We start from the raw sequence: 24,275 nt of genomic DNA on the forward strand, positions 1-24,275 counted from the left end.
CGCTGCCCCCGCTGCCCTCGCGGGCAGCCCCCCGGGATATTTGAACATCGTTGAAAGCCCGGGGGCCCTCCTTCAATGATGCCGAAATATCCCGGGGGAGAGGCCCGCAGGGCCGAGGGGGCAGCGCCCCCGTCGCGGTTGACGAAGGCCGCGCGCGCGCCTATGAGCGGCTCTGCGCGGATGGCTGGATGACCGCGGCGGCTCATAGCTCTGCACCTGCGGATAGCTGGGCCGTCGAGGAAAGTCCGGACTCCATGAAGCAACGGTGCCGGGTAACGCCCGGCGGGGGCAACCCCAGGGAAAGCGCCACAGAGAACAGACCGCCCTGCCTTGTGCAGGGTCAGGGTGAAACGGTGGGGTAAGAGCCCACCGCGGACCTGGCAACAGGGACGGCACGGCAAGCCCCACCGGGAGCAACGCCGAATAGGGACTGCGCGCCGCGTGCGGCAGGGGAGCTTCGCCCCGAGCAGTCCGGGTTGGCGGCTAGATCCTGCGGGCAACCGCAGGGCCAGAGGAATGGTCATCCAGGGGGCAACCCCGGACAAAATCCGGCTTACAGGCCATCCGTGCAAATCCTCCTGCGAGCCCGCCTGCGGCGGCACGTCCCCTTGCGGGGGCGGCGCGGGCGCGGTTCAGTGGGGCGCGAACAACCACAAGGACGCGCCATGAGCTACACGATCGACCGCCTTCTCGAGGGCCTCACCCTGCCGCAAGCCGAAGAGCGCACCCGCGCCGCGCTGGCCGCCAACGCCTTTGGCGTGATCACCGAGATCGACATCGCCGCGACGATGAAGGCCAAGCTCGGCCTCGAGATGGCGCCCTACAAGATCCTCGGCGCCTGTTCGCCCAAATATGCCGCGGCGATTCTCGCGGCCGAGCCGAAGGCGGGCTCGATGTTGCCCTGCAATATCGTGCTGCGCGAGGTTCCGGGCGGCGTCGAGGTGAACGCGGTCGATCCGGTCGCCTCGATGGCGGCGATCGAGGCGGCGGCGCTCGCCCCGATCCTCGACGAGGTGCGCGGCATCCTCGCGCGCGCCATCGCCGCGATCTGAGCGCCGCCGCCCCGGTTTCCCCCTTGGCGGATCGGTCCTTTCGGCGCACACTTCCGCCCGGACCGATCCGAACAACGGGGGCTTTTATGAGTTTCGTGAAAACGCTGGCGACGCTGGCTGTCGGCTTTGCGGCTGCGCGCGGGGTCGACAAATTCCGCAAGATGGGCGGGCTTGACGGCATGAAGGATGCGATGCGCGGCGCCGGGGCGCCGGGTGGCATCGCCGATCAGATGGGCGACATGGCCGACAAGTTCGGCCTGCCGGGCGGCAAGGCCGCGGTGCGCGACATGTTCGAGAAATTCGGCACCCAGGCCGCCGCCGCGACCGAGGCGACCGAGGCGGGCCTGGGCTCCTTGATGGGCGCGATGGCGGGGGCTGCGACCACCGGCGCCGCAGGCCTGGGCGACATGATCTCCACGGTGACCAAGGGCACGCCTGCGAGCGCGGTGATGGAGGAGCAGGCCAAGCTGATGATCCGGGCGATGATCCAGGCCGCCAAGGCCGATGGCGAGATCGACGCGGCCGAGCGCGCCGCGATCCTCGATCATCTGGGCGATGCCTCGGAGGAGGAGATGGCCTTCGTCAAGGCCGAGCTTGAGGCCGAGATCGATGTCGCCGCGCTGGCCGCCTCGGCGGGCGAGAGCGCCAAGGCGCAGGTCTATGCCGCCGCGTTGATGGCGATCAGCGTCGACACCGAGGCCGAGAAGCAATATCTCGCCAATCTCGCCGCTGCGCTGGGCCTCGAGGCGCCGAAGGTGGCCGAGATTCACGCCGCGGCGGGCAAGCCGCTCGTCTGAGGCCGCCCGCGGCGCGGGGTGGCATCGCCGCCCCCGCCTTCGGGCCGAAAATCGGCGATTTCGCGCGCTTTCGTGGTTGACTCTCGACCGCGCCTCGCTAAAAGGCGGGCTTCATAGGAATTCGCGGGCAGAGACTGCCCGGCTCTAGGAGAGAGAAAATGGCGAAGCCGACGACGATCAAGATCCGTCTGAACTCGACGGCGGGCACCGGGCACTTCTATGTGACCAAGAAGAATGCCCGTACCATGACCGAAAAGATGACCGTGAACAAATACGATCCGGTTGTCCGCAAGCACGTCGAATACAAGGAAGGCAAGATCAAGTAAGATCGCGCCGATCCTCTGGGTCAGAAGGCCGTGCCCCCGCCGGGGCGCGGCCTTTTTCTTTGGTGGCCCGGATTTAACAAAGTAAAATAATCGGGTTTACATATCCGACAAAATCACTAGGTTTCCCGCCAATGCCCCCGGGGCTGGCTGATTCCGGGCCTCGGCCCGAGACATGACAAGGAAATCGCGATGAAACACACCCTGCTGGCGCTCCTGGCCACCACCGCCCTCGCCTTGCCGCTGAGCGCGCCGGCGCGCGCCGCCGATGCCCCCGCCGCCGAGGCGGTGCTGGCCACCTATGCCGATCTCGCGCAGGCGGGCTATGAGGACAGCCTCGCCACCGCCAAGGCGCTGCGCGCCGCGATCGGCGCCTTTGTGGCGGCCCCTTCGGCCGAGACCCAGGCCGCCGCGAAAGCCGCCTGGGTCGCCGCGCGTGTGCCCTATCAACAGACCGAGGCCTTCCGCTTCGGCAATGCGATCGTCGATGACTGGGAGGGCCGCGTGAACGCCTGGCCGCTCGACGAGGGGCTGATCGATTACGTCGACATGGGCTCGGCCGCGGTCAACGAGGAAAACGAACTCGCGCTGCTCAATGTCATCGCCAGCCCGAAGATCACCGTCGGCGGCGAGGAGATCGACGCGACCGAGATCACGCCGAAGCTCCTCGGCGAGGTGCTGCACGAGGCCGAGGGCGTCGAGTCGAATGTCGCGACCGGCTATCACGCGATCGAATTCCTGCTCTGGGGGCAAGACCTCAACGGCACCGAGGCGGGCGCCGGCGCGCGCCCCTATACCGATTATCTGCAAGGCGAGGGCTGCACCGGCGGCAACTGCGATCGCCGCGCGGCCTATCTCGTGGCGGCGGCCGATCTTCTGGTCGCCGATCTCGAGGAAATGGCCGCGAACTGGGCCCCCGGCGGCGCAGCGCGCCAGCCGCTCGAGGCCGACCCGACCGCCGGCATCGCGACGATCCTGACCGGCATGGGCTCGCTCTCCTATGGCGAGCTCGCGGGCGAGCGGATCAAGCTCGGGCTGATGCTGCACGACCCCGAGGAGGAGCATGATTGCTTCTCCGACATGACCCATCTGAGCCATTATTACGACGGCGTCGGCATCCGGAATGTCTATGAGGGCCGCTATACCCGCGTCGATGGCACGGTCGTTTCGGGCCCGTCGCTGTCGCAATATGTCGCCGCCAAGGCGCCCGCCGAGGATGCGGCGCTGCGTGCGGGGCTTGAGGCGTCGGTCGCCGCGCTGGGTGAGATGAAGGCCGCGGCCGAGGGCGGCATGGCGGTCGATCAGATGATCGCCATGGGCAACGACGAGGGCGCGGCGATCATCAACAAGGTCGTCGATGCGCTGGTGGCCCAGACCCGCGAGATCGAACGCGTGGTGGCGGCGCTCGGCGCCGAGATCTCGGTCGAGGGCTCGGACAGCCTCGACAACCCGACCGCGGTCTTCCAGTAACGCCGGGGTCGCGCGCGCGGAGACCTGCCATGCGGTTGATCTCCATCGCTTTTCTTCTCCTTGCGGGGGCCGCCCACGGCGCGCCCCCGCAAGCCGCTCCGCTCTCGGCGCGCGAGGCCGCGCGGGTGGCCGAGGTGACCCGCGCGGCGCAGGATTTCACCGCGCCCGAGCCCTTCGAGGCGCGCCCCGCCGGTGCGGGCACCGCGATGGACGGCGCCTTTTCCGCCCCGCTCACGACCCTGCCCGAGGCCGAGCGCTTCGATTTCGCGCTGGGCGAGGCGCTTTTCGAGAAACTCTGGGTGCCCGCGCCGAGCACCACGCGCGCCTCCGACGGGCTCGGGCCGCTCTTCAATGCCCGCGCCTGCGCGAGCTGCCACCCGGGCGATTCGCGCGGGGCCCCGGTCGACGAGGCGGCGGGGCTCTCGGGCATGGTGCTCAAGCTCGGCGCGCCGGGCGGCGGCCCGGACCCGCATCTGGGCGCCCAGCTTCAGGACCGCGCCGCGCCGGGCCTCGCCCCCGAGGGCGCGCTCGCGCTTGAGTGGGTCGAGGAGCAAATCCCCCTCGCGGGCGGCGAGAGCCTGTCGCTGCGCCGCCCCGTGCCCCGCGTCAGCCCGCCGCTCGGGCCCACGACCCTCACCGATCTGCGCATCGCCCCGCAGCTGATCGGCTTGGGCCTCCTCGAAGCCGTGCCCGAGGCCGCGATTCGCGCCGGCGCCGACCCCGAGGACAGGAATGGCGACGGCATCTCGGGCCGCGTCTCCGAGCTCGGCGGGGCGCTCGGCCCGCGGCTTGGCCGCTTTGGCCAGAAGGCGGGCGCCGCGAGCCTGCCCGAGATGATCGCCGCCGCCTTCGCGACCGATCTCGGCCTCTCGACGCCGCTCTTTCCTGACCCCGCGGGCGATTGCACCGCCGCGCAAACCGCCTGCCGCGCCGCGCCGATGGGCGAGGATGCGGGCCTGCGCGACGGGCGCGAGGTCTCGGCCGAGGCGCTCGATCTGACCGCCGCCTATATCCGCGGCCTCGCCGTGCCCGCCCGCCGCACGCCCGGCGCGCCGCAGGTGCTGGCCGGCAAGGCCGCCTTCTACGACGCCGGCTGCCCCGCCTGCCACCGGCCGAAATTCGTCACCGAGAAACGCCCCGCCGACCCCGCGCGCAGCTTCCAGCTGATCTGGCCCTATACCGACCTTTTGCTCCACGACATGGGCCCGGGGCTCGCCGAGACCCGCCCCGAGGCCGGCGCCTCGGGTGCCGAATGGCGCACGCCGCCGCTCTGGGGCATCGGCCTGACCGCGGCCGCGCGCGGCGGCCCGGCGCGGTTCTTGCATGACGGGCGCGCGCGCAGCCTGCTCGAGGCGGTGCTCTGGCATGGTGGCGAAGCGCGCGCCGCCCGTGATAGGGTCGCGGCGATGGCGCCCGAGACCCGCGCCGCCCTGATCCGCTTTCTGGAGAGCCTCTGATGCGCCTTGCCCCCGTTTTTGCGTGCCTTTCCATGGCCTTGGCCGCGCCCGCCCGCGCCGATGTCGCCGAGGCGGTGAATAAGGTCATCGTGCCCGCCTATGCCGGGTTCGCCTCCGCCACCGCCGCGCTCGATCAGGCGGCGCAGGCCGATTGCGGCGCCGAGGCGCTGAAGGCGCCCTGGGGCGCGGCCTTTGACGCCTGGATGCCGGTCGCGCAGCTGCGCCTTGGCCCGTCGGAAACCGAGGGCCGCGCGCTCGCCATCGCCTTCTGGCCCGATGCCAAGAACATCGGCGGGCGCCAGACCACCGCGATGCTCGAGAAAGCCGACCCGGCCCTCGTGGCCGAGGCCGGCATGGCCAAGGTCTCGGTCGCCGCGCGCGGGCTCTTCGGGCTCGAGCGGCTGATCTACACCGAGGCGGGCGCGGCCAACCCCGATTATGCCTGCGCGCTGCGCCGCGCGATGGCGGCCGATCTCGCCACCATGGCCGAGGCGCTCGCCGCCGAGTGGCGCGACGATTACGCCGCGCGGCTGCTCGCCCCGGGGGCGGCGGGCAACACCACCTATCTGACCGAGGCCGAGGCGCGTCAGGCGCTCTTCACCCAGCTCATCGCCGGGCTCGAATTCGACGCCGATCAGCGCCTTGGCCGCCCGCTGGGCAGCTTCGACAAACCCCGCCCCGACCGCGCCGAGGCGCTGGCCTCGCAGCGCGCGCTGCGCAATGTCACGCTCTCGCTCAAGGGGCTGCGCGCGCTCGCCGGGGCGCTGGCCGAGGGGCGCGGCGCGATCCCGCTGACCGAGGCCGCCTTCGCCCGCGCCGAAAGCCTCGCCGATGCGCTCGACGACCCCGCCTTTGCCGGCGTGGCCGACCCGGGCCGCCGCCTCAAGATCGAGATCTTGCAACAGGCCGTGCAGGCCACCCGCACCGCCGCCGAGACCGAGCTCGGCGCGCTTTTGGGCGTTTCGGCGGGTTTCAACTCCGCCGATGGCGATTGATAAGGCCCTGACAGGAAAGAGAAAATGAAACGTCGCGCGTTCCTTGCCTCGCTTGCCGCCGCCTGTGCCGCCCCCGCGCTGAGCTGGGCCGATGCGGGCAGCCCCGCCTATCTCGCCGCCGCGCGCGCGGCCGACGGGGCCTATGCGCTTTACGGGCTGAGCGCGGCCGGCGCGCCGCTCTTTGCCCAGCCCTTGCCCGCGCGCGGCCACGCCGCCACCGCCCATCCGACCCGCCCCGAGGCGGTGGCCTTCGCCCGCCGCCCGGGCACCTATGCGCTGGTCATCGACTGCGCCCGCGGCCAGACCGTCGCGCGCCTCACGCCCCCCGCGGGCCGCCAGTTCAACGGCCACGGCACCTTCTCCGAGGATGGCGCGACGCTCTTCACTTCCGAGGTGGTGGCCGAGGGCTCGGCCGGGCGGATCGGCGTCTGGGATGCGGCGCGGGGCTATCGCCGCGTGGCGGAATTCGCCTCGAACGGCCTCGGCCCGCATGAGATCCGCCGCCTGCCCGGCACCGAGATCCTCGTCGTCGCGAATGGCGGCATCCAGACCGATCCGAGCGACCGCACGCCGCTCAACCTCGAGGAGATGCGCCCGAATTTGAGCTATCTGAGCGCCTCGGGGGCGGTGCTCGAGGTGGTCGAGCTGCCCGAAATATGGCAAAACTCGATCCGCCACCTCGCGCTCGGCGCGGACGGGCTCGTCGCTTTCGCGATGCAATGGCAGGGCGATCTGTCGGAGCCGGTGCCGCTTCTCGGCCTGCACCGGCGCGGCGCGGCGCCGATCCTCGCCGAGCCCGCGCCCGCCGAACTCTTCGCGATGCAGGGCTATGCGGGCTCGGTCGCCTTCGCCGCCGATCTCGGCACCGTCGCAATCACCAGCCCCCGCGGCGGCCGCGTGCAGGCCTTCAGCGCGGCCGGCGCGCCGCTGTGGTCGGTCGCGCGGGCCGATGTCTGCGGGCTCGGCCCCTGCGCCGGGGGCGGCTTTGTCACGACCGACGGCCAGGGCCTCGTCGCGCGCGTCACCGAGGGCGGGCTCACGCCCTTGCAGGGCGCGCCGGTCGCCTGGGACAACCATCTGATCGCGCTCGGCTGAGGGCGGCGGGGGCCTTTGCGTGCTTTACGAAACCGCCCGCGGCGATCTAGAGCAGGACAGCCGGGCGCGGGGCGCCGATCTCGCCGGGCAATCTTGACTTTTTTACTTGGTTAAGGCATTGCGGGCCAAGCCGCAAAGGAGATGGACATGGAGCCGACCGATCTGGCCAAGGCCGCCGCGCCCGAAGGCGCCGAGGCGCTCACCGGCGCGTTCGCGCGCGCGCAGGAATTCGTGGCGCTCGGCGGCCCGGCGATGTGGGCGATCGCGGCGCTCTCGGTGGCGCTCACGGCGCTGGTGCTGTGGAAGATCTGGCGGCTGGTGTGGTTTGGCGCCTGGTCGGGCGGGCGGCACAGCGCCGAGGCGCTCGATCTGTGGGCGCGCGGCGACCGCGCTGCGGCGCTCGAGGCGCTGGCCGGGCGCCACAGCCTGCGCGCGCGCCTCGTGCGCGCCGCGATGCGGGCCGCGGCCGACCCCCACATGAGCGACCAGCAAGCCCAGGACGAGACCGTGCGCGTCGCACGCGGGCTGCTCGCCCAGGCCCGCACCGGGCTGCGCGGGATCGAGCTCGCCGCCACGATCGGCCCGCTCCTTGGCCTCTTCGGCACCGTCACCGGCATGATCGGCGCGTTTCAGGCGCTGCAAGAGGCCGGTGCCCGCGCCGACCCGGCCACCCTCGCGGGCGGCATCTGGGAGGCGCTTTTGACCACCGCCGCGGGCATGGCCGTCGCGATCCCCGCGCAGGTGGTGCTCGCCTGGTTCGAATCGGTGATCGACCGGCTGCGGCTCGACATGGAAGACGCCGCGACGCGGGTCTTCGTCGCCCGCCCGGCCGCCGCCGAGCCCGCCCCCGCCGAACTCGCCCATGGCCTGACCGCCGAAACCCGCGCCAAACTCGCGGTCGCCGAATGAGCCTGAGCTTCGGAGAGCCGCGCCGGCGCCGTCGGCCCGATCTGACGCCGATGATCGACGTCGTGTTTCTCCTGCTCGTGTTCTTCATGCTCGCCTCGCGCTTTGCCTCCGAGACGAGCCTGCCGCTCGAGGCCGCGCGCGGCGGTGCGGGCGGCTGGACGGGACCGATGCGCCTCGTCGAGATCGGCCCCGCGGGCGCGCTCACGCTCAACGGCGCCGCGATCGCCCCCGAGGCGCTCGCCGCCGCGCTCGCCCCCCTGACCGCCGCGCCGAGCGACCCGGTGATCTTGCGCGGGCGCGACGCCGCGCTCCAGGATCTCGTCGCGGTGATGGACCGGCTGCGCGACGCGGGCTTCACCGCGCTTGTGCTGGTGGAGTGAGCGATGGATCTGCGCGAGCCCCCCCGCCGCGGCTTCGAGGCCAACCTGTTGCCGATGATCAACGTGGTGTTTTTGCTCCTGATTTTCTTCCTGATCTCGGCCCGGCTCGCGCCGCCGGAACCCTTCGCCGTAGCCCCGCCCGAGGCCCGCGCGGGCGCCCGCGCCGCGGCCGAGCTCACGCTCTACCTCGGCGCAGATGGCGCGCTCGGCTTTCGCGAGAGCCTGAGCGCGCCCGCCACGCCCGCGCAGGAGGCCGCGGCCGATGCGCCGGTGCTTGCCGCGCTTGCGGCCGCGCGCGCGGCCTATTGCGCCGAAGAAGATTGCGCCGCCGCGCCGCCCCCGCTCGCGCTGCGCGCCGATCAGGGGGCGCCGGTGGTGCGGCTCGCGCGGCTGATGCGCGCGCTTGGCGCTTCGGGGTTTGCGCGCGTCGATCTGATCACCGCGCCTGCGCCGGGGGCGGCGCCATGAGCCCGCGCGGCGTGCTCGAGGCGGGTGTGTTCCTCGCCGCGGCGCTGGGGTTGCACCTGGCGGCGTTCGGGGTTGCGCGCCCGACGGCCGGGGCGAGTTCGGCCGGGGCAGGGGGCGAGGATCTGGTCAGCCTGAGCGCCGCGAGCCCCGCGATCCTGGCCGCGCTCGCCGATTATGAGCGCCCGCCCGAGATCGCCCCCCCGCCCGAACCGCCGCCCGCGCCGGAGCCCGAGCCCGCGCCCGCCGCTGAGCCCGTGGCCGAGGTCGCGCCGCCCGCCCCCGAGGCCCCGCGCGCGCCGCAGATCGCGGCGCCCACGCAGCCCGAGGCCGCGCCGAACCTGCCGCCCGAGGCCGAACCCGTGCCGAAGATTCGCCCCGCGCCAAAGCCCGAAAAGCCAAAGCCGGCCAAGCCAAAGCCCGCCACGGCGCCCAAACCGGCAAAACCCGCCCCCGCCCCCTCGGCGCCTTCGGTCGCGCAAACGGCGGCCGGCGCGGGCGGCGGTGCCAATGCCGGGGTGAACGGCGCCGCCGAGGCCGCCACGCTCTCGAAAGCCGCCGAGCAGGATCTGCGCGCGCGCTGGGGCGCCACCATCCGCGCCCGGATCGAGGCCCGCAAGCGCTACCCCTCGGCCGCCGGGCGCGCGCAGGGGCGGGTGACGGTGGCGCTCTCGGTCTCGCGCTCGGGCGCTTTGGGCGGGGTCGCGGTCGCGCGCTCCTCGGGCCATGCCGCGCTCGATCAGGCCGCGCTCGAGGCGGTGCGGCGCGCGGGCCGCTTCCCGGCGGCGCCTGCGGGGCTCACGCGGGCGAGCTACGATTTTTCCCTCACCATCCAATTCGCGCGCTAAAGTGGCGCAACCCTCCGGGAGGCGCCGATGCCCAATGTAAAACTCTTCGTCGATGAGGCGGTTCTGGCCGCCCACAAACCCGCGCTTGTCGCTGCGCTCAGGCCGCTGCGCGATCTGCTCTGTGCCGAGCTCTCGGTGCCGCCCGCCGCCTGTCAGGTGGTGATCGTGCCGGTCGCGGGGCTTGCCGATCAACCGCCGATCAATGTCGAGCTCGCGCTCCTGCCGCGCCCCGAGCGCACGCGGGACAAGCTGATGGCGCTTGCCGCGACGATCCGCGCCGATCTCGCCGCCCCGTCCGGCGGCGCCGCGGTCGCGGTGCGGATCTCCGCGCTCGACCCGCAAACCTATATCGCGCTGAAATAGCGCGGCGATCGGCGGACGCCAGAGCGGCGTTTCGGATCAAGACCTTGAGGGGGAGGATGGTGCTGCAAGAGAGGATTGAACTCTCGACCTCTCCCTTACCAAGGGAGTGCTCTACCACTGAGCTACTGCAGCGCCGGTGCGGTGCGCTTCGACCGTGGGCGGGGATTTAGTGGCAATCTCCGGCCTATGCAAGCACAAATTTTCACCCTCTCTCGACACATTTTCCGCGCCGCGCTAGAGAGGGCCCATGAACGAGAAAAAAACCGGATCGAAGGCCCCCCCGGCGCAGGCCAGGGGCGAGGAGCTGAGCCGCGAGGAGCGGTTGGCGGCGGCGCTGCGGGCGAATCTGGCGCGGCGCAAGGCGCAGTCGCGCGCGCGCGCGGCCGATCCCGGGGAGCATGAGGCGGAAGGGAAAGACTGATGGATTCGATCGTGGTGCGCGGCAACGGGCCGCTCAAGGGCCAGATCCCGATTGCGGGGGCGAAGAACGCCTGTCTCGCGCTGATGCCGGCGACGCTCTTGTCCGAGGAGCCGCTGACGCTGACCAATGCGCCGCGGCTGAGCGATATCCGCACGATGACCCAGCTTCTCGCCTCGCTCGGCGCCGAGGTCACCGCGCTGCAAGACGGCAAGGTGCTCGCGACCTCCTGCCATGGCGAGATCAACCCGGTCGCCGATTATGACATCGTGCGCAAGATGCGCGCCTCGAACCTGGTGCTCGGGCCCTTGCTGGCGCGGCTCGGGCACGCGGTCGTGTCGCTGCCCGGCGGCTGCGCGATCGGCGCGCGCCCGATGGATATCCATATCGACGCGCTCGCCGCGCTCGGCGCCGAGATCGAGCTGAAAGAGGGCTATCTGCACGCCAAGGCCCGCGGCGGGCTGAAGGGCGCGGTCCATGAGATGCGCTTTGCCTCGGTCGGCGCGACCGAGAACTTCCTGATGGCGGCGGTGCTCGCCAAGGGCACATCGGTTCTGAAAAACGCCGCGCGCGAGCCCGAGATCGTCGACCTCGCCGCCTGTCTGAAGAAGATGGGCGCGCAGATCGAGGGCGAGGGCACCAGCGAGATCACCATCCAGGGCGTCGACCGGCTCCATGGCGCGACCCATCCGGTCGTGACCGACCGCATCGAGCTCGGCACCTATATGCTCGCCCCCGCGATCTGCGGCGGCGAGGTCGAATGTCTGGGCGGCAAGATCGCGCTCGTCGAGAGCTTCTGCGAGAAGCTCGACGCGGCCGGGATCTCGGTCGAGGAAACCGCCGCCGGCCTCAAGGTCCGCCGCCGCGGCGACCGGGTGCGCGCGGTCGATGTGGTGACCGAGCCCTTCCCGGGCTTCCCCACCGACCTGCAGGCGCAGATGATGGCGCTTCTGTGCACCGCCGAGGGCACCTCGGTCCTCGAGGAAAAGATCTTCGAGAATCGCTTCATGCATGCCCCCGAACTCGCCCGGATGGGCGCGCGCATCGAGGTCCATGGCGGCCATGCCACCGTCCACGGCGTCGAGAAGCTGAAGGGCGCGCGGGTGATGGCGACCGATCTGCGCGCCTCGGTCTCGCTGATCCTCGCGGGCCTCGCGGCCGAGGGCGAGACGGTGGTGAGCCGCGTCTACCACCTCGACCGCGGCTATGAGCGCGTCGAGGAAAAGCTGCGCGCGGTCGGCGCCCATATCGAGCGCGTGGCGGGCGAATGACGGACGCGCGCTTCGAAGACGCCGCCGAGGGGCCGCTCGCTCTGCGCGCCGAGACGCCCGAGGATCTCGCTGTCATCGCGGCGCTCGTGCAAGATGCGGTCCTGCCGATTACCGAGATCCGCTGGGAGCCGAAGGCACGCCGCTTTTCGCTCCTGCTCAACCGCTTCCGCTGGGAGGATCGCGCCGCCGCCGAGGCTGCGCGCCGCCCCTATGAGCGGGTGCAATCGGTGCTGACCGTCTCGGATGTGCTGCGCGTGGCCTCGACCGGCATCGACCGGACCGACCGCGATCTGGTGCTCTCGCTCCTCGATCTGGCCTGGGTGCCGGGCGAGGATGGCGCGGGCGCGCTCACGCTGACGCTCGCGGGCGATGGCGCGATCGCGCTCACGGTCGAATGTCTCGCCCTCGATCTGCGCGATGTGACGCGGCCCTATCGCGCGGTTTCGGGCGCGGCGCCCCGGCACCCCGAATGATCCGCCGCGCGCGCCCCGAGGACGCCGCGCGCATCTCCGAGGTGATCTGCGCCTCGATCCGGGCGCTTTGCGTGGCCGACCACGGGGGTGACCCGGCCAAGATCGCCAATTGGCTGGCGAACAAGACCTCGGCCGACATCGCCGCGCTGATCGCGGCGCAGGGCTGCGCGGTCTATGTCGCCGGCCGCCCCGAGACCGGCGAGATCGCCGCCGTTGGCGCGCTCGACTGGGCCGGTCAGCCCGCGGGGCAGGGCAAGATCACGCTCCTCTATGTCGCCCCCGAAGCCCGCCGCCAGGGCTTTTCCGCCGCGCTTCTGACCGCGATGGAGGCCGAGCTCGTGGCGCTTGGCCGCCCCGAGGGCCGCCTCACCGCCACCGCGACCGCCCATGCCTTCTACCGCCACCACGGCTGGCGCGCCGATGGCCCGCCGCGCCCGGGCCGCTGGATCCTCGGTCATCCGATGCAAAAGCGGCTCGACTGAGTTTCTTCTTGGCAAAAATACGCAAAATCAGGTCGCGCCCGAGGCGGGCCGCCGGGGGTTTTGCACCCCCGGACCCCCGCAGGATATTTCTGCATCATTAAAGGGCAGGGCGGTTCCCCGCTTGCCGAGGCGCGGCCAAGCCTTTATCCCGAAAGGGATCAAGGAGACCGACATGCCGCAGTTCCTCTCGACCCGTGACGCCGATTTCGAGGCCCGTTTCACCGCGCTTTTGGGGATGAAACGCGAGGACAGCCCTGATGTCGACGCGGCGGTGGCTGCGATCATCGAGGAGGTGCGCACGCGCGGCGATGCGGCTGTGATCGAGCTCACCGCGCGGTTTGACCGGCTCGCGCTTGCGCCCGAGGGGCTGGCCTTCACCGAGGCCGAGATCGACGCCGAGATCGCCAAGGTCAGCGCCGAGGAGCGCGCCGCGCTCGAGCTCGCGGCCGAGCGGATCCGCGCCTATCACCGCCGCCAGATGCCCGCCGATGCGATGTGGCAAGATATCACCGGGGCGACGCTCGGCTGGCGGTTCACGCCGGTTTCGGCGGCGGGGCTTTATGTGCCGGGGGGGCTGGCGAGCTATCCGTCCTCGGTGCTGATGAATGCGATCCCGGCGAAGGTGGCGGGGGTCGAGCGGCTCGTTGTCGCCTGCCCGACGCCGGGGGGCGCGGTCAACCCGCTGGTGCTGCTCGCGGCGCGGCTGGCGGGGGTCGATACCGTCTATCGGATCGGCGGCGCGCAGGCGATCGCGGCGCTCGCCTATGGCACCGCGACGATCACCCCGGTCGACAAGATCACCGGCCCCGGCAATGCCTATGTCGCCGCGGCGAAGCGGCGCGTTTTCGGCAAGGTCGGCATCGACATGATCGCCGGGCCCTCCGAGATCCTGGTGATCGCCGATGGCCCGCAAAACCCCGACTGGATCGCGCTCGATCTGATGAGCCAGGCCGAGCATGACGCCTCGGCGCAGGCGATCCTCGTCACCCCCGATGAAAGCCTCGCGCGCGCCGTTGTCGCCGCCGTCGAGGCGCGGCTCGAAACGCTCGCGCGGCGCGAGATCGCGGGGGCGAGCTGGCGCGATTTCGGCGCGGTGATCGTCACCCGCTCGCTCTCCGAGGCGGCCGCGCTCTCGAACCGGGTGGCGCCCGAGCATCTCGAGCTTTGCGTCGACGACCCCGACGGGCTCGCCGAGGAGATCACCCATGCCGGCGCGATCTTCCTCGGCGCCTATACGCCCGAGGCGATCGGCGATTATGTCGGCGGGCCGAACCATGTCCTGCCCACCGCGCGCTCGGCGCGGTTCTCCTCGGGGCTCTCTGTCTTCGACTTCCTCAAACGCACCACGCTGGCCAAGATGACGCCCGCCGCGCTCAAGGCGATCGGCCCCGCCGCGGCCACGCTCGCGCGCTCGGAAAGCCTTGAGGCGCATGGGCTTTCGGTGCTCGCGCGGCTCGCCGCCCTGAACGAAGGAGAGCCGTGATGGCCCGGATCTGTCGCCTCGAGATCGATGACAGCGGCTTGCCCGCGCCCACCCCCGAGATCGAGCAGGAGCGCCGCGTGGCGGTTTTCGACCTGCTCGAGGACAACAGCTTCACGATCCCCGGCCGCGATGAGACCCCCGCGCCGGCGGGGCCGTTTGCGCTCCTCCTTGCGGTGCGCGACGGCCGGCTCGTCTTCGATACCGCGACCGAGGCGGGCGACAAGGTGGCCGAGTTCCACCTCTCCTTCGGCCCGTTCCGCCAGGCGGTGAAGGATTATTTCCAGATCTGCCAGAGCTATTTCGACGCGGTGAAGAAGCTGCCGCCGAGCCAGATCGAGGCGATCGACATGGCGCGGCGCGGCATCCACAACGAGGGCGCGCGCATCCTTCAGGAACGTCTCGAGGGCAAGGCCGAGGTCGATATCGACACCGCGCGGCGCCTGTTCACGCTGGTCTGTGCCCTTGCCCCGGTGAAATGATGGCCAATCTCCCCCATTCGGTGCTGTTTTGTTGTGACCACAACGCCACGCGCTCGCCGATGGCCGAGGGGATGATGAAGAAGTTCTACGGCCGCGAGGTCTATGTGCAATCGGTGGGGGTGAAGAGCGATCTGGAGATCGACGGCTTCACCATCGCGGTCTGCCACGAGATCGGCATCGACCTGAGCCGCCACCGCGCCCGCGATCTGGCCGAGCTTTCGGATTTCGGCGATGAGCTCGAATCCTTCGATCTGGTGATCGCGCTGACGCCGGTCTCGCGCGCGATGGCCGAGGCGGCGGCCGGGCCGCATCATGTCGCGGTCGAATTCTGGCCGATCACCGACCCGACCGGCACCGGCGAGGGCCGCGAAGCGCGCCTTGCCGCCTATCGCGCCACGCGCGACCAGATCCGCGCCCATATCCTCGCGCGCTTCGGCCCGCCCGTGCACGGCTGAGCCCCCCGCACGGCGCCGCGCGGCGGCGTTTTTGCCGCGAAATGCGCCGCTTGCGGGGTTTGACGACCTGCGCGGGCCGTGTCACACCTCTCTCAAAGCCGCTCAAGCCCCGGAGACAGACATGCCCCGCGCCACCGCCCTTGCCACGATCTCGGCCTATTATGACGCGTTCAACGCCGGCGATACCGCCGCGATGGAGGCGCTGCTGACCGAGGATTTCGAGCATCACGTCAACGAGGGCCAGATCCGCAAGGGCGTCGAGAAATTCCGCGCCTTCAACGCCCATATGACCCGCTGCTACCGCGAGCACCTGACCGATATCGTGGTCATGGCCAATGATGCGGGCACCCGCGCGGCCGCCGAATTCACCGTCAACGGCGTCTATCTGACCACCGATGACGGCCTGCCCGAGGCGCGTGGCCAGAGCTATATCCTGCCCGCGGGCACCTTCTTCACCCTGCGCGAGGGCCGCATCCAGCGCGTGACGACCTATTACAACCTCGCCGACTGGATCGCGCAGGTCAGCTGATGTCGCTCACGCTGCGCCCGCTCCGGGGCCCGGATCTCGACGCCGCGCTTGATGATCTCGCGCGGCTCAGGATCGCGGTGTTCCGCGACTGGCCCTATATCTATGAGGGCTCGCTCGACTATGAGCGCGCCTATCTGGAGAGCTACCGCGCCTCGGCGGGGGGGATCGTGGTGGGCGCCTTCGACGGGGCGCGGCTTGTCGGCGCCGCCACCGGCACCCCGCTCGAAGACCATGCCGAGGATTTCGCCGCCGCTTTCGCGGATACGGGGCTCGCGCTCTCCGAGGTTTTTTATTGCGCCGAATCGGTGCTCTTGCCCGCCTATCGCGGCCAGGGGTTGGGGCATCGGTTCTTTGATGCGCGTGAGGCCCATGCCCGCGCGCTCGGGCGCCGGTTTTCGGCCTTTTGCTCGGTGATCCGCCCGGGCGATCACCCGCTGCGCCCGGCCGGGTATCGCCCGCTCGATCCGTTCTGGCGCGCGCGCGGCTATGCGCCGATGCCCGGGGTCGTTGCGCGCTTTCGCTGGACCGATGTCGGCGGCACCGAGCAAACCGAGAAAGAGCTGCAATTCTGGGGGAAAGCGCTATGAGAGAGGTCACGATCGCGGCGGCGGCCTATCCGCTCGATTATCTGCCCGATTGGGCGGCCTATGAGGCGAAGGCGCGGGCCTGGGTCGGGCGCGGTGCGGCGCTGGGCGCGGATCTCCTGGTCTTCCCCGAATATGGTGCGATGGAGCTTGCAAGCCTTGGCGGGCTCGAGGTGGCCGCCGATCTCGAGGCCGCCCTTCTCGAGGTCGCCCGCCACCGCCCGGCGATGGACCGGCTCTTCGAGGCGCTGGCGGTGCAGTTCGAGCTCTATATCCTCGCCCCCTCCGGCCCGGTGATCGAGGGCGGCAAACGCCTCAACCGTGCAGCACTCTACGGCCCCTCGGGCCCGATCGGCGCGCAGGACAAGGTGATGATGACCCGCTTCGAGCGCGAGCTCTGGAACGTCTCGGCGGGCGCCGCGCTCCAGCTTTTTGACACCCGGCTCGGCAAGATCGGCGTGGTGATCTGTTACGACAGCGAGTTTCCGCTGCTCTCGCGCGCGCTGGCCGAAGCGGGCGCCGAGATCCTGCTTGTGCCCTCTTGCACCGATACCGTCGCGGGCTATTCCCGCGTGCGCATCGGCGCGATGGCGCGCGCGCTTGAAAACCAATGCGTCACCGTGCAGGCGCCCACCGTGGGCGAGGCGCTCTGGTGCCCCGCGATCGACGAGAACCGCGGCGCAGCCGGGCTCTTCGGCCCCCCCGATGCCGGCTGGCCCGAAACCGGCGTGATCGCGGCGGGCGCGCTGGACACGCCGGGCTGGGTCTCGGCCACGGTCGATCTCGATCAGGTCGCCCTGAGTCGCGCCGCGGGGGGCGTTTTGCTCCACCGTCACTGGCCCGAACAGGCCGCGCCGGTGGCCGCCCTCACGATTACGCGCGAATAACCCGCCCGCGCCTTGACATTGGCCTTGAATTTTGCCGCGCCCCGGCGCATGTATCGCGCGCCCGCAAACTGGCGGGTAACCTCTTTTGGAGTGACCATGGCCAAGGAAGAAATGCTCGAATTCCCCGGCGTCGTGAAGGAACTCCTGCCCAATGCGACGTTCAGGGTCGAGCTGGAAAACGGCCATGAGATCATCGCGCATATGGCAGGGAAGATGCGGAAAAACCGCATCCGCGTTCTCGCCGGCGACAAGGTTCAGGTGGAAATGAACACCTACGACCTCTCGAAAGGTCGTATCAACTACCGCTTCAAGTGAAGCTGATCCTCGGATCGGCGAGCCCGCGGCGGCTCGAATTGCTGGCGCAGCTCGGGCTGGTGCCCGAGGCCGTGCGCCCGGCCGATATCGACGAGACACCCGCGCGCGGCGAAGACCCGCGCGCCTATGTCGCCCGGATGGCGCGCGAAAAGGCGATGGCGCTGGATCTGGGCGCGGATGAGGTGATCCTCGCGGCCGATACCACGGTGACCTGCGGGCGCCGGATCCTCGGAAAACCCGCCGATGAGAAAGAGGCCGCGGAGTTCCTGTGGCTTCTCTCGGGGCGCCGCCACCATGTGCTGACCGCGGTCGCGGTGCGCGACGCGGGCGGGCTGCGCGCGCGCCTCGTCGATACGGTGGTGCGCTTCCGGCCGCTCTCGAACGCCGATGTGAACGGCTATCTCGCCTCGGGCGAGTGGCGCGGCAAGGCGGGCGGTTATGCCATCCAGGGCCGGGCCGGGGCGTTCATCCCCTGGATCCAGGGCTCGTTCACCGGCGTCGTCGGCCTGCCGCTCGCGGAAACCGCGACGCTGCTGGCCGCCGCCGGAGTTTTCGCGAAGGAGATGCCATGAAGGGCCGGATCGTCGTTCTGGGCGAGGTTGCGGGGCTCGAGGCCGCTGCGTTGATGGTCGATGGCGCGCTCGAGGATCTGCTCGTCGATACCTCCGATGTGGTGGCGCTCGCGCCCGGCGCGATCTGCCGCGGGCGGATCGAGCGGCAGATGAAGGGGCAGGGCGGCGTGTTCGTGCGCCTGCCCGGCGGCGAGAAGGGATTTCTGCGCGAGGTCAAGGGCTTGGCGCCCGGCCAGGACGTGCTCGTGCAGGTCTCGGGCGGCACCGAGCCGGGCAAGGCTTTGCCGGTGGCGCTACGGCTTTTGTTCAAGAGCCGCTACGCGATCGTCACCCCCGGCGCGCCGGGGATCAACGTCTCGCGCCGCATCCATGACGCCGAGACCCGCGAGGGGCTGCAGGCGATCGCGGCGGTGGTGATGGAGGGCTCCGAGATGGGGCTGATCCTGCGCTCGGCCGCCGAAGACGCCGAGGAGGGCGAGCTCGTCGAGGATATCGCCGCGATGCGCGAGCTGGCCGAGGCGGTTCTCGCCGATACCACGGGCGAGCCCGAGCTTCTGGTCGATGCGCCCGGCCCCCATGAAGCGGCCTGGCGCGACTGGGCCGAGCCCGCGCCCGACGAGGTTGTCGAGGGGTTCGAGGATCATGGCGTGCTCGAGGCGATCGACGCGGTGCTCGCGGCGCGCATCGATCTGCCCGGCGGCGGGCATATGATGGTGGAGCCGACCCGCGCGCTGGTTGCGGTCGATGTGAATACCGGCGCCGATACTTCGCCCGCGGCCGCGCTCAAGGCCAATATCGCGGCGGCGCGCGCGCTGCCGCGCATTTTGCGGCTCAAGGGGCTCGGCGGGCAGGTTGTGATCGATTTCGCGCCGATGCCGAAACGCGACCGCGCTGTGCTCGAGCAACAGATCCGCGGCGCGTTCAAGGGCGAGGCGGCGGAGACGAGCCTTGCCGGCTGGACGCCGCTCGGGCTCTTCGAGCTCGTGCGCAAACGCGACCGGGTGGCGCTCGCGCAGGTGCTCGGGGGGCGGCAATGAGCTGCCCGATCTGCGGCAAGCCGGCGGCGGAGACATACCGCCCGTTCTGCTCGAAGCGCTGCGCCGATGTCGATCTGGCGCGCTGGCTCAAGGGCTCCTATGTGATCCCGGGCGATCTGGCCGAGGAAGAGGAGCGCGCGCCCTCCGACGAGCTCGCGCGCCCGGTGCGGCCGAACTGAGCGGACAAGCGCGGCTCAATCCGGCCGCGCTTGCGTAAACGCCGCTCAATCGCAGGCGAATTCCGGCACCTCGCCCTCGACGATCAGCCGCGCCGCCGTTGCCGCGATCACCGCCTCGGTGCTCACCCCCGGCGCGCGCTCGCGCAGCACCAGCCCCGCCTCGGTCGGCGCGATCACCGCAAGCTCGGTCACGATCAGATCGATGCGCCGCTGCGCGGTCAGCGGCAGCGTGCAGACCGGCACGATCTTCGACACCCCGCCCACGCAATGCTGCATCGCCACGATCACCCGCGCGGCGCCGGCCACGAGATCCATCGCGCCGCCCATCCCCGGCACGCGCTTGCCCGGCACCTTCCAGTTCGCCAGATGCCCCGCCTCGTCGACCTCGAGCCCGCCGAGCACCGTCACATCGACATGCCCGCCGCGGATCAGCCCGAAGCTCATCGCGCTGTCGATCGAGGCCGCGCCCGGCACGATCGAGGCGAAATTGCCGCCCGCATCGGTCATATGCGGGTCCTCGAGCCCGATCGGCGGCGGCGCGCCAAGGCCGATCATGCCGTTTTCGCTTTGGAAAAACACGCCATGCCCGGGCGGCACATATTTCGCCACGAGGCTCGGCAGGCCGATCCCGAGGTTGACGAGGCTGCCCGGCGCGAGCTCGCGCGCCACCCGTTTCGCAATCAGATCTTTCTCGCTCATCGTCCTCTCCCTCACACGGCCCGGCTCAGCAGGTGGTCGACCAGAACCCCCGGGGTTTTCACCGCATCGGGCGGGATCGTGCCCACCGGCACGATCAGCTCGGCCTCGGCGATCACCCGGCGCCCGGCGAGCGCGATGATCGGGTTGAAATTATGCGCGGTGAGCTCATAGGTCAGGTTGCCAAAGCCATCGGCCTGCAACGCCCCGATCAGCGCGAAATCGGCGGTGATCGGCGGGAAGAGCAGGTAGCGCTTGCCCTCGACCTCGATCACCTGACGGCCCGCCTCGATCTCGGTGCCAAGGCCGGTGGGGGTGAGCACGCCGCCAAGCCCCATGCCGCCCGAGCGGATCTGCTCGATCAGCGTGCCCTGCGGCACCAGCTCCACCGCGATCGTGCCGTCGATCATGCCGGCCTGGGTCTCGGGGTTGAGGCCGATATGCGAGGTCACGAGGCGCGCCACCGCGCCCGCGCGGATCAGCTTGCCGATGCCCTGGCCGGGGCGGGCGGTGTCATTGGTGATCACGGTGAGATCGCGCGCGCCCCGCGCCACCAGCGCATCGAGGATGCGGTTCGGGGTGCCGACCCCCATGAACCCGCCGATCAGCAGGCTCGCACCGTCAGGGATCAGCTCCGCGGCGGCCGCGGCGGTCAGGGCGGTTTTCATATCCTCTCCTCCCGGCGGGGAAAAATCCCGCCTTTCTCGGAGCTTGGCTCGGTTCGAGGCGCGAAACAAGGGCCGAGGCGCAGAGCCGGCGTGCGGTGCCGCACCAAGCGCCGGCGGCGGGCGCCGAGCCTTGGCAAAATTTTCGCGCATCAGGGCGAAAAATCCGCAAAACCCTCTGGACAGGCCCCGCGCCCTCGTCTAGTAACCCCCCACCAACGCCGACCCGGCAACGCCGATGGCCCGGTGCCCAGATAGCTCAGTTGGTAGAGCAGCGGATTGAAAATCCGCGTGTCGCTGGTTCGATTCCGGCTCTGGGCACCACTTCAAAATCCAAGCCTCAAATTTCGTGCAAGACCTTGAACAGAAGGCGTTTCTGTGTGGCGGCGCGGCAGCTTTCGGACAATGGCGCACCAGCTTCCGGACGGAATTTTTTTCCACCCCCTGATTTCTGACGCACTTATGCAACCCGTCCAGCCGCGATGATCGCCAAGACGCCGAAAGGGGCTACTGGCTTGCAGTGGCTGGCGCATCGACACGGGCTGGGGTGCGCGCCAAGAAATCCAAGAACAGCGGGGCGAGGGCAACAGCGGTCGTGCGGCTTACATGGTTGTCGTCGACATAGAGCGGCAGGCCGTCCTCACGCGTGGCGGGGCATGAGTCTGCATTGCACATCACCCGGCCCACATCGACAAGCTCTGCTCCGGTCTGCTTCGACACCGCCGACAACGAGGCGCGCGCATGGGTCTGACGGACCTCGAAGGTCGTCTTGGAGATGCCGAGGTCCGTTTGTCTGCCGAAAAGTCGGGCGACGCCGGCGGATCTGGGGACGTTCATGGCTTGCTCCGGGATGAACGCCGCGATGGCGATCTGCTTGTCGCCGACGGCCTCGATCATCCGGATCAGCCCATCGTGGACCGCGCCGCGGGTATCGTCCAGGCTATGGCCGGTGTGTTTGGCGTCGGTGATGTAGTGCCCGCTCCCCGCATTCAAGCCGAAGCGGGACGCCTCATAGGCGCTGCTCCAGCGCGCGATCAGCACGACATGCGTGATCTCGTCATGTTCGGCGAGGAAGTCGGCTGCGCGCTGGAAATAGTCGCCACATTTCGACCCGGCGCCCGATACCCCCAACAGCGGATAGCAGCCGCCGAACGTGATCTGATACCCCGCCAAGCCAATGGTTTCACCGGCTTTCAGAACCGCAGGCGTCATCGCGTCCGCGAAGCTATCCCCGACGACGGCGAAGGTCGGCACCGCCCCTTTCGCGCCGCCTACGCAAGGACGACCGTTTTCGAGCGTCTCGAAGAAGCGCGAGTCGCACCGGTTGCGATCCGGGTTGATGTCCAGGCCGGTTTGGCTGATCGCGGCAACCTGGTCCGGCAGCCGCCCCGGCAGGCCATCGAAGACCCTCGCCGATGCACCGAAGACCAGGGCTATCAGGCAAGCTGCCGTGCCAGAGGCCAGGACGAAACGCCGGCTCAACCCTTCCGCCTTTCGGATCGGCTGTTCGACGTAGTGATAAGACAGGACAGCCATCCCGAAGGCCAGGACAACGGCTCCCAGCTCCGCCATGGGCGAGGGCTCTGCCGGGGAACCATACCGCAAGAAAACCAGCGGCGGCCAATGCCAGAGATAGAGCGAGTATGAGATCTTGCCGATATAGACCACGGGACGCAGTGCCAAGGCACGGCTGCCAAGCGGCAAGCTGTTCGGGGTGCCTTCACCCAGCTTGATCAGCAGCGCGGCGCCGAGCACCGGCGGCAAGGCCGTCAGCCCCGGAAACGGGGTCTCGGGCGTATAGAGGAAGATCGGCGCGATAATCATCAGCACTGCGGCCGCGCCCAGGATCTGTCGCGCGGTCGCGGGCAGGCGGATACCCTCTCCGCGAAGGAGGATGGCGATCAGACTCCCTGTAAGCAACTCCCAAGCGCGAAACCAGGGGAGATAGAACCTGCCATTCACGGATCCAAACTCGTTGGACAGCAGAGAGACCAGCCAAAGCACCGCGAGAATTGGCACCGCTCTATGCAAGAGCCGAAGACGCGCCAAGAGCCAGAGCAGCAAGGGAAAGACGATGTAGAACTGCTCCTCGACCCCCAGCGACCAGGTGTGGAGCAACGGGCGGAACTCGGAAGACGTTTCAAAGTAACCGCTCTTGATGAAGAAATAGAAATTGGAGATGAACAAGCCGACGCCTGCCAGGCTCTCGCCATATTCCTTGTAATCGACGGGCATCAGCAGGAACCAGCATATGACCGAGATCACCGCGACCATCGCATAGAGCGCAGGCAGGATCCGCTTCATCCGCCGCTCGTAGAAACCGAAGATCGAGAAACGGTCGGTTGATACCTCCTTGAACAGGATCCCGGTGATCAGGTAACCGGAAATCAGAAGAACACATCGACGCCTATGTAGCCACCGTCAAAGTAAGGCACTTTGGCATGAGCGAATACGACAGCAAGCACTGCAATGGCTCGGAGGCCGTCAATATCTGGGCGGTAATTTCGCGTCATTTGAAATCCTGTTGCTAAGCCAGGCGCCCTGGCCGCGTAATGGGAACACTTTAGCTTTGCGGGGCGGGGCTCCCAAGCTCAAAGTCAAAAACTCGGTGTGGCGGTGCTCTCATGTTGCATCCTGATCCCCTCCGCAAGACGGTGCTGCCACCGGCCGGACGCAGCGGCATCACCACACCACCGACGCCGGGTTAGTCCAGCTCTCGCCGTAGTAGCGCCCACCCGCTCCGAAATCGGCAGCGATCTGCGCCGCGCGCATCGCGTAAACTGACGAATACGGGCGCCCAGAGACCGTCAGATCCTCGATGTATGACGAGTAGAATACATGGCTCTGCCCGCCGACATTGCCGTTCACGCTGCCGCCAGACCATGCCCGCGACCCGCGCCATCGAAACGATGCGCGGTAGTTGGTGAAGTCAAGACCGCTCGTGACCTCCCGCGCCGTGGCAAAGTGCCAGCGAGTATCGGTGGACGGGTTCGAGCCGGCCACCCCCAGCACGGTCGATGATACCGCATTCGGACGGTAATATCTCTGCCCGACGGCGCTCGACGGAACGATTTTGAACCCCACAAACAGATCGAGCTCATCGGTGACGTTGCGGTCACCGATCAGACAATCCCAACCAACCGAGGTATAGGTGATTGTTGCACTGTAGGCGTTGAGAGATGTCGGAGCCGTCAGGAAATCGGCATAGAAGACGTGGCCGACGTTGGCCGCCATGTAGTCCAACACCTCCTGAGAGTGCCCGATCTCTACCCCGTGCGTTTGCGCCGCGATGCTCTGATTGATTGCGCAATGCAGGGCGCCAGCCGACGTGAGCTCGAACAGTGCCTCGCCAGCAGCAAAACTATTTTCAGCGAGCCGTCCGTCGGCATCCGCAAGACTGGCGCCAGACAATTTGCAAAACGACGATTTGGCCCAGTTAGTCACGCGATCGCTGAGTGCCGGAACGGCGATCAGCTCGTCTCGCGCAGGCTCGATATACGAGATAGCGCCGTGCACAAGCTGACCCTCATCAAAGCCGATGACGGTGCCGGTCGTGGTCGGCGCGATGGCGCCGATAGAAACTCGAGAAGTCACGT

30 protein-coding genes, 2 tRNA genes and 1 other RNA gene are annotated in these 24,275 nt (G+C 69.3%); 28 read left to right on the forward strand and 5 right to left on the reverse strand.

The window, feature by feature from the left end; all coding sequences use genetic code 11:
* The first annotated feature begins 176 nt into the window (after positions 1-176).
* The 13 genes from rnpB to LPB142_RS04755 all read left to right on the forward strand — a co-directional run bounded on the left by rnpB (position 177) and on the right by LPB142_RS04755 (position 10,154).
* Positions 177-572, forward strand: an RNA gene (gene rnpB / locus LPB142_RS04695) — RNase P RNA component class A.
* A 93-nt stretch (positions 573-665) separates the two neighbouring features.
* On the forward strand, positions 666-1,052 hold the full coding sequence (locus LPB142_RS04700; protein ID WP_071165667.1) for a DUF302 domain-containing protein: 387 nt from the start codon (positions 666-668) through the stop codon (positions 1,050-1,052).
* A gap of 86 nt (positions 1,053-1,138) precedes the next feature.
* Positions 1,139-1,849, forward strand: coding sequence for a tellurite resistance TerB family protein (locus LPB142_RS04705; RefSeq protein WP_068765959.1), 711 nt, complete (start codon positions 1,139-1,141; stop codon positions 1,847-1,849).
* A 158-nt stretch (positions 1,850-2,007) separates the two neighbouring features.
* Positions 2,008-2,175 carry a 50S ribosomal protein L33 gene (gene rpmG / locus LPB142_RS04710; RefSeq protein ID WP_011750518.1) on the forward strand — a complete coding sequence of 56 codons (168 nt, stop codon included), beginning with the start codon at positions 2,008-2,010 and terminating at the stop codon, positions 2,173-2,175.
* Positions 2,176-2,364: 189 nt separating this feature from the next.
* A complete protein-coding gene (locus LPB142_RS04715; protein WP_071165668.1) occupies positions 2,365-3,642 on the forward strand; it encodes an imelysin family protein in 1,278 nt (425 codons plus the stop codon).
* A 29-nt stretch (positions 3,643-3,671) separates the two neighbouring features.
* On the forward strand, positions 3,672-5,099 hold the full coding sequence (locus tag LPB142_RS04720) for a di-heme oxidoreductase family protein (protein ID WP_083392592.1): 1,428 nt from the start codon (positions 3,672-3,674) through the stop codon (positions 5,097-5,099).
* A complete protein-coding gene (locus LPB142_RS04725; RefSeq protein WP_071165669.1) occupies positions 5,099-6,094 on the forward strand; it encodes an imelysin family protein in 996 nt (331 codons plus the stop codon). Before LPB142_RS04720 ends, LPB142_RS04725 begins: the two co-directional genes overlap by 1 nt.
* Positions 6,095-6,118: 24 nt before the next feature.
* A complete protein-coding gene (locus tag LPB142_RS04730) occupies positions 6,119-7,189 on the forward strand; it encodes a DUF1513 domain-containing protein (RefSeq protein ID WP_071165670.1) in 1,071 nt (356 codons plus the stop codon).
* 147 nt (positions 7,190-7,336) lie between these two features.
* Complete coding sequence (locus tag LPB142_RS04735) at positions 7,337-8,098, forward strand: MotA/TolQ/ExbB proton channel family protein (protein WP_083392744.1); 762 nt, start codon at positions 7,337-7,339, stop codon at positions 8,096-8,098.
* On the forward strand, positions 8,095-8,478 hold the full coding sequence (locus tag LPB142_RS04740) for an ExbD/TolR family protein (protein WP_068765953.1): 384 nt from the start codon (positions 8,095-8,097) through the stop codon (positions 8,476-8,478). Before LPB142_RS04735 ends, LPB142_RS04740 begins: the two co-directional genes overlap by 4 nt.
* 3 nt (positions 8,479-8,481) lie before the next feature.
* On the forward strand, positions 8,482-8,946 hold the full coding sequence (locus tag LPB142_RS04745) for an ExbD/TolR family protein (RefSeq protein ID WP_071165671.1): 465 nt from the start codon (positions 8,482-8,484) through the stop codon (positions 8,944-8,946).
* Positions 8,943-9,791, forward strand: coding sequence for an energy transducer TonB (locus tag LPB142_RS04750; RefSeq protein ID WP_071165672.1), 849 nt, complete (start codon positions 8,943-8,945; stop codon positions 9,789-9,791). Before LPB142_RS04745 ends, LPB142_RS04750 begins: the two co-directional genes overlap by 4 nt.
* A 27-nt stretch (positions 9,792-9,818) precedes the next feature.
* Positions 9,819-10,154 (forward strand): hypothetical protein, encoded by a 336-nt coding sequence (locus tag LPB142_RS04755; protein WP_071165673.1) that lies wholly within the window; start codon positions 9,819-9,821, stop codon positions 10,152-10,154.
* 57 nt (positions 10,155-10,211) lie between these two features.
* On the opposite strand, the gene LPB142_RS04760 is transcribed toward LPB142_RS04755, so the two are convergent.
* Positions 10,212-10,286 (reverse strand) — tRNA-Thr (locus LPB142_RS04760).
* Between the two features lie 115 nt (positions 10,287-10,401).
* Between LPB142_RS04760 and LPB142_RS19325 the strand changes: the two genes are divergently transcribed.
* The 14 genes from LPB142_RS19325 to yacG all read left to right on the forward strand — a co-directional run bounded on the left by LPB142_RS19325 (position 10,402) and on the right by yacG (position 19,318).
* Positions 10,402-10,575 carry a hypothetical protein gene (locus tag LPB142_RS19325; RefSeq protein ID WP_198037867.1) on the forward strand — a complete coding sequence of 58 codons (174 nt, stop codon included), beginning with the start codon at positions 10,402-10,404 and terminating at the stop codon, positions 10,573-10,575.
* Entirely contained in the window at positions 10,575-11,843 is a 1,269-nt protein-coding gene (gene murA / locus LPB142_RS04765) for a UDP-N-acetylglucosamine 1-carboxyvinyltransferase (RefSeq protein ID WP_071165674.1), read from the forward strand. The genes LPB142_RS19325 and murA overlap by 1 nt, the downstream gene beginning before the upstream one ends.
* Positions 11,840-12,316, forward strand: a complete 477-nt coding sequence (locus LPB142_RS04770; protein ID WP_071165675.1) for a DUF2948 family protein — start codon at positions 11,840-11,842, stop codon at positions 12,314-12,316. The genes murA and LPB142_RS04770 overlap by 4 nt, the downstream gene beginning before the upstream one ends.
* Positions 12,313-12,798 carry a GNAT family N-acetyltransferase gene (locus tag LPB142_RS04775; RefSeq protein ID WP_068765948.1) on the forward strand — a complete coding sequence of 162 codons (486 nt, stop codon included), beginning with the start codon at positions 12,313-12,315 and terminating at the stop codon, positions 12,796-12,798. The genes LPB142_RS04770 and LPB142_RS04775 overlap by 4 nt, the downstream gene beginning before the upstream one ends.
* A 172-nt stretch (positions 12,799-12,970) precedes the next feature.
* Positions 12,971-14,281 (forward strand): histidinol dehydrogenase, encoded by a 1,311-nt coding sequence (hisD, locus tag LPB142_RS04780; protein ID WP_071167126.1) that lies wholly within the window; start codon positions 12,971-12,973, stop codon positions 14,279-14,281.
* Positions 14,281-14,760 carry a UPF0262 family protein gene (locus LPB142_RS04785; RefSeq protein ID WP_068765947.1) on the forward strand — a complete coding sequence of 160 codons (480 nt, stop codon included), beginning with the start codon at positions 14,281-14,283 and terminating at the stop codon, positions 14,758-14,760. The genes hisD and LPB142_RS04785 overlap by 1 nt, the downstream gene beginning before the upstream one ends.
* Positions 14,757-15,215 carry an arsenate-mycothiol transferase ArsC gene (locus tag LPB142_RS04790; protein WP_071165676.1) on the forward strand — a complete coding sequence of 153 codons (459 nt, stop codon included), beginning with the start codon at positions 14,757-14,759 and terminating at the stop codon, positions 15,213-15,215. Before LPB142_RS04785 ends, LPB142_RS04790 begins: the two co-directional genes overlap by 4 nt.
* 121 nt (positions 15,216-15,336) lie before the next feature.
* Positions 15,337-15,744, forward strand: coding sequence for a ketosteroid isomerase-related protein (locus tag LPB142_RS04795; protein WP_071165677.1), 408 nt, complete (start codon positions 15,337-15,339; stop codon positions 15,742-15,744).
* Complete coding sequence (locus tag LPB142_RS04800; protein WP_071165678.1) at positions 15,744-16,331, forward strand: GNAT family N-acetyltransferase; 588 nt, start codon at positions 15,744-15,746, stop codon at positions 16,329-16,331. Before LPB142_RS04795 ends, LPB142_RS04800 begins: the two co-directional genes overlap by 1 nt.
* Positions 16,328-17,215 carry a carbon-nitrogen hydrolase family protein gene (locus tag LPB142_RS04805; RefSeq protein ID WP_068765943.1) on the forward strand — a complete coding sequence of 296 codons (888 nt, stop codon included), beginning with the start codon at positions 16,328-16,330 and terminating at the stop codon, positions 17,213-17,215. The genes LPB142_RS04800 and LPB142_RS04805 overlap by 4 nt, the downstream gene beginning before the upstream one ends.
* Positions 17,216-17,311: 96 nt before the next feature.
* Entirely contained in the window at positions 17,312-17,530 is a 219-nt protein-coding gene (gene infA / locus LPB142_RS04810; protein WP_036636451.1) for a translation initiation factor IF-1, read from the forward strand.
* Entirely contained in the window at positions 17,527-18,102 is a 576-nt protein-coding gene (locus LPB142_RS04815) for a Maf family protein (protein ID WP_071165679.1), read from the forward strand. The genes infA and LPB142_RS04815 overlap by 4 nt, the downstream gene beginning before the upstream one ends.
* Positions 18,099-19,139, forward strand: a complete 1,041-nt coding sequence (locus LPB142_RS04820; RefSeq protein WP_071165680.1) for a ribonuclease E/G — start codon at positions 18,099-18,101, stop codon at positions 19,137-19,139. The genes LPB142_RS04815 and LPB142_RS04820 overlap by 4 nt, the downstream gene beginning before the upstream one ends.
* Positions 19,136-19,318 (forward strand): DNA gyrase inhibitor YacG, encoded by a 183-nt coding sequence (gene yacG / locus LPB142_RS04825; protein WP_071165681.1) that lies wholly within the window; start codon positions 19,136-19,138, stop codon positions 19,316-19,318. Before LPB142_RS04820 ends, yacG begins: the two co-directional genes overlap by 4 nt.
* A gap of 45 nt (positions 19,319-19,363) precedes the next feature.
* On the opposite strand, the gene LPB142_RS04830 is transcribed toward yacG, so the two are convergent.
* Positions 19,364-20,017 carry a 3-oxoacid CoA-transferase subunit B gene (locus tag LPB142_RS04830; RefSeq protein WP_071165682.1) on the reverse strand — a complete coding sequence of 218 codons (654 nt, stop codon included), beginning with the start codon at positions 20,015-20,017 and terminating at the stop codon, positions 19,364-19,366.
* 11 nt (positions 20,018-20,028) lie between these two features.
* Positions 20,029-20,682: a CoA transferase subunit A gene (locus LPB142_RS04835; protein WP_071165683.1), complete on the reverse strand. Its 654-nt coding sequence runs from the start codon at positions 20,680-20,682 to the stop codon at positions 20,029-20,031.
* Between the two features lie 245 nt (positions 20,683-20,927).
* Here LPB142_RS04835 and LPB142_RS04840 point away from each other — a divergent pair.
* Positions 20,928-21,003, forward strand: a tRNA-Phe gene (locus LPB142_RS04840).
* Positions 21,004-21,186: 183 nt separating this feature from the next.
* Here the strand turns inward: LPB142_RS04840 and LPB142_RS04845 are convergent.
* Positions 21,187-23,070 (reverse strand): acyltransferase family protein, encoded by a 1,884-nt coding sequence (locus LPB142_RS04845; protein WP_083392593.1) that lies wholly within the window; start codon positions 23,068-23,070, stop codon positions 21,187-21,189.
* 291 nt (positions 23,071-23,361) lie between these two features.
* Positions 23,362-24,273 carry a hypothetical protein gene (locus LPB142_RS04850; protein ID WP_071165685.1) on the reverse strand — a complete coding sequence of 304 codons (912 nt, stop codon included), beginning with the start codon at positions 24,271-24,273 and terminating at the stop codon, positions 23,362-23,364.
* Between the last annotated feature and the right edge of the window lie 2 nt (positions 24,274-24,275).

This window comes from Rhodobacter xanthinilyticus, assembly GCF_001856665.1.
In the GTDB taxonomy this organism is placed as follows: Bacteria; Pseudomonadota; Alphaproteobacteria; order Rhodobacterales; family Rhodobacteraceae; genus Rhodobacter; species Rhodobacter xanthinilyticus.